Origin of the sequence: Pedobacter sp. (assembly GCF_035317785.1) — a bacterium.
Taxonomy (GTDB): Bacteria; Bacteroidota; Bacteroidia; order Sphingobacteriales; family Sphingobacteriaceae; genus Pedobacter.
Map to the genome: position 1 here is coordinate 23,325 of NZ_DATHGC010000104.1, position 8,141 is coordinate 31,465.

Here is an 8,141-nt window from a genome sequence, read left to right on the forward strand (position 1 = left end):
GGGACTAGACATCAGAATTCCTGTGTATTATTGATCTGACATGAGGGCTAACGCGTTTCCTTTCTGCACGGCTGCTTTTTCAAACGATAAGGTGGCAAATCCTGCCCGCTGGCTGGAACAGCGGCATGATGACCGCGTAAGTCGGCTGCCTTCTGTTGCTGTTTTGTATAAGGACTATGCGCCGGCGCTAATGCGACTCATTTTAAAAATTGTAAAACGCGATGAAATAGCCCAGGATGTATTGCAGGAAACCTTTGTCAAAATCTGGAAATCTTCCCTTAAATATGAGGAAGTTAAGGGAAGACCATACACCTGGATGGCAAGAATGGCTACAAATACTGCGATTGACCACCTCAGGCTTAAGGGCGAGATCAGGAGTACTCAAAATAAAGAGCTGGCAATCGTTTTTGAAGGAACGGAAACTAAATTGATGTATCATTTTAACCCGGATACAATCGGTCTCAGGGAATTGACCGAATCCCTTACTGAATCACAAAAGCTGGTCCTTGACAGAGTTTATTTCAAGGGCTATACCCACGTGGAAGCAGCAGATGAATTGGGAATGTCACTTGGAACTGTTAAATCCAGGGTTAAATCCGCATTGCTTGCACTTAGGAAAATGTTTGTAGCTGCTTAATTGACAGCAGGATCTAAATCTTACCTGTTTTCGTTTTGATACCCTTTTGCTTCCTTATCTTCATAACCTTCCCTCAACCCTTGCATAGGGGTTGCATAACCCTTGATAGGCCCAAATGACCTTTCAAGCATTACTTTACCATTTTAAAACCATCTGAATATTGGCTTAAGAAGATAGTATCAATAAGGGAGCAGCAGCCTTGCACAAACAGAGCTTGACGTGTACAGCCCCTTAATTTGTCGTACTGGCACCTGTTTTGTCTTAATTAGGATACCCATATTTGTATAGACGAATGTTTATTTAATCATTAAATCCTAAAGCCATGAAAAAGAAAGAATTCAGAATCACCATTGATGCTCCCCGTGAAAGAGTATGGAATGTAATTATCGGTGAAGATACCTATCCAATCTGGACTGCTGTCTTTGCAGAAGGTTCAAATGTAGAGACCGATTGGAAGAAAGGAAGCCGGGCAATATTCGGAGATGGAAAAGGCTCAGGTATGGTAGCCGAAATTGCGGAGAATATCCCGTATGAGTTTTTGTCGATCAGACATCTCGGTGAAATCATAAATGGCAAAGAAGATACGACCAGTGACAGGGTCAAAGAATGGGCCGGATCCACTGAAAACTATACGCTGACAGAAAAAGACGGTAAGACCGAATGGCTGACAGAGCTGGATATTACAGAAGAATTTGCAGATTATTTTGATAAGACCTGGCCACGGTCTATGGAAATAGTTAAGGAACTTGCAGAGAAAAAGTAAACCTGTTTTTTTATCTTAGTACGGAAAAAAACCTGAGATGAAAAAAGCCTTGCTGTTGCTTTACCTGTTGTTTTGTACGCTTGTGCTGGGTGCACAATCTATACATGTCCTTTTCGAAACCGGCAAAGGCAATATTAAGGTGATGCTGTATGACGAAACCCCAAAGCACAGGGATATGTTTCTGAAGGCTGTAAAAAAGGGAGTTTATAAAAATGCGGAGTTCAACCGGGTCATCAAAGATTTTGTGAGCCAGGGCGGAGAACTCGATGAGACCATTCTGAACAGGGAAAAACGGCATCCGGAACTGGGTGTGAAGCGCTTCCCTGCAGAGTTGAAACCAACACTTTTCCATAAAAAAGGAGCTCTGGGTGCCGGGAGGGATGACAATCCGGACAAGAGCTCCTATTTTTCCCAGATCTACCTGGTAGCCGGTAAAGTACAGACAGATGCGCAGCTGGATGCAGCCGAAAAGAAAAAGAACAGGAAGATTCCGGCAGCGCAGCGCGAAGTATATAAGACCATAGGTGGCATTCCTTATCTGGACCAGGACTATACCATATTCGGCGAGATCGTGGAAGGGATGGAGGTTGCCGATGCCATCAATTCAGTGGCCGCCAACAAGGACGATGTGCCATTGACACCGGTAATATTCAATGTCAAAGTGATCAGGAAATAGTGTTCAGAGGTCTTTTCTGAATTCTTTCCTGTATTTTAAAGGGCTTAGTTTCATTTTCCTTTTGAATAGTTTATAGAAATGGGAGAGATCTCCAAATCCGTTATCAAAACAAATGTCGGAGATGGACCTGTCGGAATAAATGAGCTGTTGTATGGCATAATTGACCCGGTAGTCGGTAACTGTTTCTATGAAGGTCTTTTTGGTCGTCTTTTTATAATATTTGCAAAAAGCATTTGGGGTCATGCTGACCAGTGCCGCGGCTTCATCCAGCAAGATCTCGTTCTTATAGTTGTCTATAATATAGCCAAGCACGGTATTGATCCTTTCCGATCTGGCGCCGGAAGCCTGGGAACTCAGGCCCTGCTGATCCAGCAGTGTATAGTCTTTTGATGTGGCCAGCGCATAAAGTATATCCAGAAGACCCAATAATCTTTTAAAGGAATTTTCTTCAAGTGTCAGCGCGAGCATCCGTTCGTGGATGGCTCCTGCTGTTTTCCCGGTGAACTGAATGCCGTGCATGCTTTTTTGAAGGAGGTGGGCAATCAGTGAAAGTTCAGGTTTGCCCAGGAAATCATTGCCCAGGAAATCGGGAGCAAACTGGATCACCACAGCTGACACGTTATCGTCCTCCGCTGTTAATGGTTCGTTTTTCCAGCAATGCGGCAAATTGGAACCGAGCAACACCAAGTCGCTATCATCGTATGCTGCCATATGATTGCCTACATACCGGTTACCTTTGCCTTTTACAATCAGGGTAAGTTCATATTCCGGATGAAAGTGATATGGTGCTGTAAATTCGCTGAATTGGCGAAGCAAAAAAGAATGGGTGGTGTAGGGATTGAGTGCCTCGAATGATGCTTTTGCCATGCTGATTAGTTCATATTTTCATAAAGTTAATCCTTGTGGCTGATAAATGGATAAAAAAAGCCATTAAAATACCAATTTCTTCCTTTTGAGAATTGCCTTTTAATCCTTATTTCGCTTAACCGATTATAAACCCTAAACGTTTAGCTATGTCAACAATCAAATTACCTGAACTGAACACACGTTATCCAATCACTCCAGCACAATGTGCGGCATTCCGTGAAAATGGTCATATACTCACCCCCGGTGTACTTGATGCGGAAGAAATGATGATTTATCGCGAAGTGATCAACACGGCTGCCCGGCAATTCAACACCGAAAAGCGGGATCTGGAGGAACGGGACACCTATGGAAAAGCTTTTTTGCAGGTCATGAATTTATGGGAGGTAGACGAAGCGGTAAAGCAATATACGCTGGCGAAACGGATGGGCGGTATCGCCGCTGATCTGCTTGGTGTGGAGAATGTCCGGATCTACCATGATCAGGCTTTATTTAAGGAACCTTACGGAGGTCCGACTCCATGGCACCAGGACCAGTATTACTGGCCGCTGGATACTGCCAATACAGTAACCATGTGGATGCCTTTGGTGGATATCGATGTGGACATGGGGATGCTGACCTTTGCCACAGGATCTCATAAAAAAGGGGTGGTATTTGACTATGAAATATCTGATGAGTCTGAACAGGAATATGAAAGCTATGTGAAGGGAAACAATTTCCCGATAGCTCGTTCTGCTACGATGAAGGCAGGTGATGCCACCTGGCATTATGGCAATACCATTCACAGTGCCCCGGGCAATAAATCCGGTGTGATGCGGGAGGTAATGACCGTCATTTATATGGCTGACGGCGCAAATGTGGCCGATCCTAAAAATACCTGGCAGGTAAATGACCGCGAACGCTGGCTGATGAATACGCCGGTTGGAGAACCTGCGGCTTCGGCAATTAATCCGCTGGTGCTTTAAATGCTCAATTAAAATCCTATATTTGCTGCCTCGAATTAGATTTGGATCCTGGTCAGATGACACAGGATCTTTTACACTTAAAGATAACCCGAATGCTGAATTTTGTTCTCTTTGGCCCACCGGGTGCAGGCAAAGGCACCCAATCAGAGAAATTGATTGATAAGTATCAATTGGTTCACATATCAACCGGCGACCTTTTCAGGGCCCATATCAAAAATCAATCTCCATTGGGTCAAAAAGTAAGTGCTTTAATTGCTGAGGGACAATTGGTACCTGATGGAATAACCATTGAGATGCTGGAAGAAGAAGTGGATAAGAACCCGCAGGCTAAAGGTTTTATCTTTGACGGATTTCCAAGGACTGTACCTCAGGCTGAGGCGCTGGATGAATTCCTGGAAGGCAAAGGTACTTCGATAGCCGGTGTAATTGCACTGGATGTCGATCAGGATGAACTGACCAAGCGGATTGCCCAGCGTCAGCTGGAAACAGGCCGCATGGACGATCAGGCAGATAAGCTGCAAAAAAGAATTGAGGAATATTTTAGCAAAACTGTTCATGTTTTGCCATACTATGAAGGTCAGGGCAAGTTGAGTAAGGTAAACGGTATCGGTAAGATAGAAGATATTTTTACTGATCTGTGTGCTGTTGTAGACCAGTACTAATCAGATTATGTCGCAGGGTTCAAATTTTGTTGATTATGTTAAAATTTGCTGCCGCTCCGGTAAAGGAGGGGCAGGATCGGCGCATTTGCACCGTGACATCAGGACTGCTACAGGCGGCCCTGACGGTGGTGATGGCGGCAGGGGCGGACACATTATCCTGAGGGGTAATGCGCAGTTCTGGACCTTACTGCATCTGAAATACCGCAAGCACATTATAGCGCCGGACGGCCTGCCGGGTTCCAGCGGAACCTCTACCGGTAAGTCAGGTAAAGATGAGATCCTGGATGTGCCTTTGGGCACCATTGCAAAGGACGCTGAAACAGGCAATGTCCTGTTTGAAATCACTAAGGATGGGGAAACGAAGATACTGACTCCTGGCGGCAGGGGCGGGCTGGGCAACTGGCATTTTAAAACTCCAACATTGCAGACACCACGATTTGCGCAGCCGGGTGAGCTGGGTAAGGAAGAATGGATGGTGCTGGAATTAAAAGTACTTGCTGATGTCGGGCTGGTCGGTTTTCCAAATGCCGGTAAATCCACATTGCTGTCTGTACTTTCTGCCGCGAAACCCGAAATCGCTGATTATCCTTTCACTACGTTAGTTCCTAACCTGGGCATTGTTTCCTATCGCGACAGCAAGTCGTTTGTAATGGCCGACATTCCGGGAATTATTGAGGGCGCCTCTAAGGGCAAAGGATTAGGATTCAGGTTTTTGAGGCATATAGAGCGCAATTCTGTACTGCTGTTTATGGTACCTGCGGATACCCACCGGAGTGTTACTGAAGAATACGAAATATTGAAGGCTGAGCTGAAAGATTACAACTCCGAGCTTATGCAGAAACCGCATTTACTGGCCATTACCAAATCTGATCTGCTGGATGAGGAACTGGTGGCTGAAATGAAAAAAGAGCTTCCTGCAAATATCCCGTCCATCTTTATTTCATCTGTTGCCCAAAAGGGCATGGTCGAACTCAAAGATATGCTGTGGTTAGCGATTAACGCGCCAGTTTAAGGCTGTACGTCTTCGATGCGGTTGTAAAAATAAGTATTTACTGTTTTTGCACACATCTCATATCCTTTGCTATTCAAATAGCTGTCTATCTCTGAACCCGTCATTTTTTTGAGGGTCAGGTAGTTTTCAATTAAGACAATGTCTGGTTTGTATTTTGACCAGTTATTTGATTTCAGGATTTGAAAATCAAGCCCTTCTGCATCAATGGTTAAAAAATCTATCACCTGACCATCGGGCAGATACTGATCCAGTATCGCTTCGAGTGTGTTGGTTTCTATACGGATGACCTCCTTAATGAAATATCCTTCCACCTGGCTGTGCTCAACGGCGACTTCTTTGGATAAAGTATTTAATGCGGGCTCGTTAAATATGTAATAATCCAATAATCCGGCATGGTCAGCTATTGGAATTTCCAGATTGATATCTAAGGGCCGGATTTCTTTAAACAGTTTCATGCTCCCCGGCATCGCGTCGATGTTGATTCCTTTCCAGCCCGCTTGGTAGAACTTATAGGTATTTGAAAAGCGCTGCGGATGAAGTGCGCCTACATCAACAAAAAAACCATATTTCTTATCTTCAAAAATTCTGCTGAGAATTAAATCCTCGCCTTCCTGGGAATAGGAAATGTTCAGGTAATCTGAATTGTGTTTTTTGTGATCCTGAATGTTTTTTAAAATTCTTCTTAAGCCCATGGAACAGATTTACAATGTCTTTTTTTCCTGGCTCAATACTCTGTAGGTAATGAAAATGCTCATCAGCATGCATGCCGCGCCGATCAGAAAATGTATTCCCGGCAGGTAAAACGGGGCCTTATCAGAGGTGAAATATGCAAATGTGCTGTTCATGATCAGCGGGCCTATGATTGTGGTGAGGCTCATCAAACTCGTGAGTGCGCCCTGCAGTTCGCCCTGTTGATTTGAAGGGACATGTCCGGATATAATGGACTGCAGCGAAGGGCCACATATACCACCCAGGCAATAGGGGATCAAAAATGCAAACATCATCCAGCCTTCGGTGGCGAATGCAAACAGGATTAAGCCAAGTGCATATAGGGACAGACCTAAATAAATACTTTTTTCATTTCCGATTTTCGGGTTGATGACCCGGGTCAGCCCTGCCTGCACGGCACCCACCAGTACGCCGACAACCGCAAGGGAAATGCCGACCATTTTCTCACTCCAGTTAAAGCGGTAGATCGTAAAGAAATTCCAGTTGCCTTGTACGGCCTGTGCCCCAAGATAGATCAGGAAAAAACCAAGGGCAAGCCCGCCGATTTCCGGGTGACGGGTCAGGAATTTGAGGGAACCAAAGGGATTTGCACGCTTCCATTCGAATGACCGGCGATTTTCTTTGCTTAAAGACTCGGGTAAAAAGAAATATCCGAAAATGCAGTTGAGCAGACAAAGTGCAGCAGCAGCATAAAAGGGTGCCCTGATGCCCCAGGTAGCAAGTAATGCACCCAGCGCGGGACCGAGTACGAAGCCAAGCCCGAAAGCTGCGCCGATCAATCCAAAGTTTTTGGCCCTGGTTGTTTCGTCCGTGCTGACATCGGCGATGTAGGCTGTTGCTGTCGTAAAACTGGCGCCGGTAATGCCGGCAATAATTCTTCCTATAAACAGCCAGCCGTAGGTTGGGGCCAGGGCCAGTATGATGTAATCAATCCCAAAACCGAGCAGCGAGGACAGCAATACCGGCCTGCGGCCAAATTTATCACTCAGATTTCCGATCACCGACGAAAACAGGAACTGGGTGATCGCAAAGACAGAAAGCAACAGGGCACCGTAGGTGCTGGCCTGGTTGACGGGTATGCCTTTTAACTGGGCGATCAGGTCTGCCATTACGGGAATGATCAGGCCCCAGCCCATTACGTCGATGAGTAGAGTGATAAAGATGAAGCCTAACGCGGCTTTACGGGGAGCTGCCATATAAAAAATAAAATGTTTACCGGAACGCAAGGTAAAACTTTTGCTTTACCTTCTGAAATTTTAATATCGCTTGCGTTTTACCCGGGCCGGATTGCCCCGATAAATGGCATTTGATGCCAAATCGGTCGTGGCTACTGAGCCGGCGATCAAAACAGACCCGGTTCCTGCCCGTACGCCGGGTCCTACTGTCGAGTTGGCGCATATCCAGGCACCGTTTTCAATAAGAATGGGTTTTGTGATGAGGTCGAATTCCGGCGATCGGTAATCATGGTTGCCGGTTAAAAGCATGGCTCGCTGAGAGATGCAGACGTGAGCTCCTATATGAACATGATTGAGGTTCTCTATGTAGCAATCGGCTAGCCAGGAATGGTCTCCAATGGTTAGTTTCCAGGGGTATTTTATATAGATATGGGGTTTGATCCTTACATTTTTTCCTATTTGAGCGCCAAAGCACCTCAACAGGATAACCAGTAAACTGCTAAATGGAATCACGCCGCTGCGGAATAGCAATAAACTGATCAAATACCAGGACGCCTGTTTAAATATGGAGGCCCCTGTTTGAAAGTCTTTCTTATCAAAATTCTTTTTTAGCCGGGTGGTGTGCATGGTGGTTTGTCCAGGTATAAACAGAAATGGC

The 8,141-nt window shown here is 45.4% G+C and carries 10 protein-coding genes; 6 read left to right on the top strand and 4 right to left on the bottom strand.

Annotation, left to right across the window (positions count from 1 at the left end; genetic code table 11):
- Positions 1-40: 40 nt before the first annotated feature.
- From VK541_RS06345 to VK541_RS06355, 3 genes are all read left to right on the top strand, one after another.
- Positions 41-637, top strand: a complete 597-nt coding sequence (locus VK541_RS06345; RefSeq protein WP_324368042.1) for a sigma-70 family RNA polymerase sigma factor — start codon at positions 41-43, stop codon at positions 635-637.
- A gap of 322 nt (positions 638-959) precedes the next feature.
- On the top strand, positions 960-1,400 hold the full coding sequence (locus VK541_RS06350) for an SRPBCC domain-containing protein (protein WP_324368044.1): 441 nt from the start codon (positions 960-962) through the stop codon (positions 1,398-1,400).
- A gap of 37 nt (positions 1,401-1,437) precedes the next feature.
- The gene (locus VK541_RS06355) at positions 1,438-2,076 is read left to right on the top strand and encodes a peptidylprolyl isomerase (protein WP_324368046.1); all 639 of its coding nucleotides are present in this window, start codon (positions 1,438-1,440) and stop codon (positions 2,074-2,076) included.
- 3 nt (positions 2,077-2,079) lie between these two features.
- Here the strand turns inward: VK541_RS06355 and VK541_RS06360 are convergent, their stop codons facing one another.
- Entirely contained in the window at positions 2,080-2,943 is an 864-nt protein-coding gene (locus VK541_RS06360) for an AraC family transcriptional regulator (RefSeq protein ID WP_324368048.1), read from the bottom strand.
- Positions 2,944-3,089: 146 nt separating this feature from the next.
- Between VK541_RS06360 and VK541_RS06365 the strand changes: the two genes are divergently transcribed.
- From VK541_RS06365 to obgE, 3 genes are all read left to right on the top strand, one after another.
- Entirely contained in the window at positions 3,090-3,905 is an 816-nt protein-coding gene (locus VK541_RS06365; protein ID WP_324368050.1) for a phytanoyl-CoA dioxygenase family protein, read from the top strand.
- 92 nt (positions 3,906-3,997) lie between these two features.
- Complete coding sequence (locus tag VK541_RS06370; RefSeq protein ID WP_324368052.1) at positions 3,998-4,567, top strand: adenylate kinase; 570 nt, start codon at positions 3,998-4,000, stop codon at positions 4,565-4,567.
- Positions 4,568-4,574: 7 nt separating this feature from the next.
- Positions 4,575-5,579 carry a GTPase ObgE gene (obgE, locus tag VK541_RS06375; RefSeq protein WP_324368054.1) on the top strand — a complete coding sequence of 335 codons (1,005 nt, stop codon included), beginning with the start codon at positions 4,575-4,577 and terminating at the stop codon, positions 5,577-5,579.
- On the opposite strand, the gene VK541_RS06380 is transcribed toward obgE, so the two are convergent.
- From VK541_RS06380 to VK541_RS06390, 3 genes are all read right to left on the bottom strand, one after another.
- Positions 5,576-6,271, bottom strand: coding sequence for an FkbM family methyltransferase (locus VK541_RS06380; RefSeq protein ID WP_324368056.1), 696 nt, complete (start codon positions 6,269-6,271; stop codon positions 5,576-5,578). The two genes, obgE and VK541_RS06380, sit on opposite strands and share 4 nt — an antisense overlap.
- Before the next feature lie 9 nt (positions 6,272-6,280).
- The gene (locus tag VK541_RS06385; protein ID WP_324368058.1) at positions 6,281-7,504 is read right to left on the bottom strand and encodes a TCR/Tet family MFS transporter; all 1,224 of its coding nucleotides are present in this window, start codon (positions 7,502-7,504) and stop codon (positions 6,281-6,283) included.
- A 60-nt stretch (positions 7,505-7,564) separates the two neighbouring features.
- On the bottom strand, positions 7,565-8,141 hold a 577-nt coding region (locus VK541_RS06390), incomplete at its 5' end, for a WcaF family extracellular polysaccharide biosynthesis acetyltransferase (RefSeq protein WP_324368060.1).

Excerpts from the sequence above, each read along its gene's own strand:
- VK541_RS06345 (WP_324368042.1), top strand. The coding sequence starts at position 41 with ATGAGGGCTAACGCGTTTCCTTTCTGCACGGCTGCTTTTTCAAACGAT.
- VK541_RS06350 (WP_324368044.1), top strand. The coding sequence starts at position 960 with ATGAAAAAGAAAGAATTCAGAATCACCATTGATGCTCCCCGTGAAAGA.
- VK541_RS06355 (WP_324368046.1), top strand. The coding sequence starts at position 1,438 with ATGAAAAAAGCCTTGCTGTTGCTTTACCTGTTGTTTTGTACGCTTGTG.
- VK541_RS06360 (WP_324368048.1), bottom strand. The coding sequence starts at position 2,943 with ATGGCAAAAGCATCATTCGAGGCACTCAATCCCTACACCACCCATTCT.
- VK541_RS06365 (WP_324368050.1), top strand. The coding sequence starts at position 3,090 with ATGTCAACAATCAAATTACCTGAACTGAACACACGTTATCCAATCACT.
- VK541_RS06370 (WP_324368052.1), top strand. The coding sequence starts at position 3,998 with ATGCTGAATTTTGTTCTCTTTGGCCCACCGGGTGCAGGCAAAGGCACC.
- obgE (WP_324368054.1), top strand. The coding sequence starts at position 4,575 with ATGTCGCAGGGTTCAAATTTTGTTGATTATGTTAAAATTTGCTGCCGC.
- VK541_RS06380 (WP_324368056.1), bottom strand. The coding sequence starts at position 6,271 with ATGGGCTTAAGAAGAATTTTAAAAAACATTCAGGATCACAAAAAACAC.
- VK541_RS06385 (WP_324368058.1), bottom strand. The coding sequence starts at position 7,504 with ATGGCAGCTCCCCGTAAAGCCGCGTTAGGCTTCATCTTTATCACTCTA.